This window comes from Rhizobacter sp. P3_B12, from assembly GCF_056402895.1.
The window spans coordinates 1-993 of record NZ_JBFUGN010001492.1 but is presented as its reverse complement, the minus strand read 5'-3'; the positions used below and the strand labels follow the sequence as shown (position 1 = coordinate 993).

Here is a 993-nt window from a genome sequence, read left to right as displayed (position 1 = left end):
GGTCGAAGCCCACAGCGACGGGCTCGGCTGCGGCAGCCGCTTCGTCGTGACGCTCCCTGCGGACGCGGGTCAGTGCACGCAGGTCGGCCCACCGGTTCACTCCACCAGCAGGCGGTAGCCGACCCCCGTCTCGGTGAGGATGTGGCGCGGCTGCGCCGAGTCGTCCTCGAGCTTCTGCCGCAGGTTGCCCATGTAGACGCGCAGGTAGTGCGTGCTCTGCGCATGCCCCGGCCCCCACACCTCGCGCAGCAGGTAGGGGTGCGTCAGCACCCGRCCGGCGTTGCCGATCAGCACGCCGAGCAGGCGGTACTCGATCGGCGTCAGGTGCACCTCGGCGCCGCGCCGGCGCACCAGGCGCGCCGCCTGGTCGACCTCGACATCGCCGAAGCGGAMCACCGCGTCGGCCGGTGCCCGCCCGGCCCGCATGCGGCGCAGGTTGGCGCGCGTGCGCGCCAGCAGCTCGGCCGTGCCGAACGGCTTGGTGATGAAGTCGTCGGCCCCGGCATCGAGCGCTGCCACCTTCTCGCTCTCCTGCGTGCGTGCCGACAGCACGATGACCGGCACACCCGACCAGGTGCGCAGCTGGCGGATGAAGTCGATGCCGTCGCCGTCGGGCAGGCCGAGGTCGGCGATCACCAGGTCGGGCCGCCGCGTGCCGGCTTCGATCAGGCCCTGCTTCACGGTGCCGGCCTCGAACACCTGCCAGCCCTCGCCCTCCAGCGAGAGGCGGACGAACTGGCGGATCTCGCGCTCGTCCTCGAGCACCAGGGCGGTTGGCAGCGGGGTGGACATCAGGTCTCCTGGTCGAGTGCCGGCGGCGCACCGAGCGGCAGGCTGAAGGTGAAGGTCGCGCCCGGCCCCGGCCGCTGCGCGGACGCGGGCTCGACGCGGATGCGCCCGCGGTGCGCCTCGACGATGGCGCGGCAGATCGCGAGCCCCAGGCCGACGCCCGGCGTCGCCGATTCGGCCTGGCCGCGGGTGAACTTCTCGAAG

At 73.4% G+C, this 993-nt stretch carries 2 protein-coding genes; both read right to left on the bottom strand.

Annotation, left to right across the window (positions count from 1 at the left end; translation table 11 throughout):
- Nucleotides 1–96: 96 nt before the first annotated feature.
- Nucleotides 97–792 (bottom strand): two-component system response regulator KdpE, encoded by a 696-nt coding sequence (kdpE, locus tag AC1D01_RS36370; protein ID WP_477874623.1) that lies wholly within the window; start codon nucleotides 790–792, stop codon nucleotides 97–99.
- Nucleotides 792–993: ATP-binding protein (locus AC1D01_RS36365; protein WP_477874621.1), on the bottom strand; the 202-nt coding region annotated here is incomplete at its 5' end. The genes AC1D01_RS36365 and kdpE, both read right to left, overlap by 1 nt.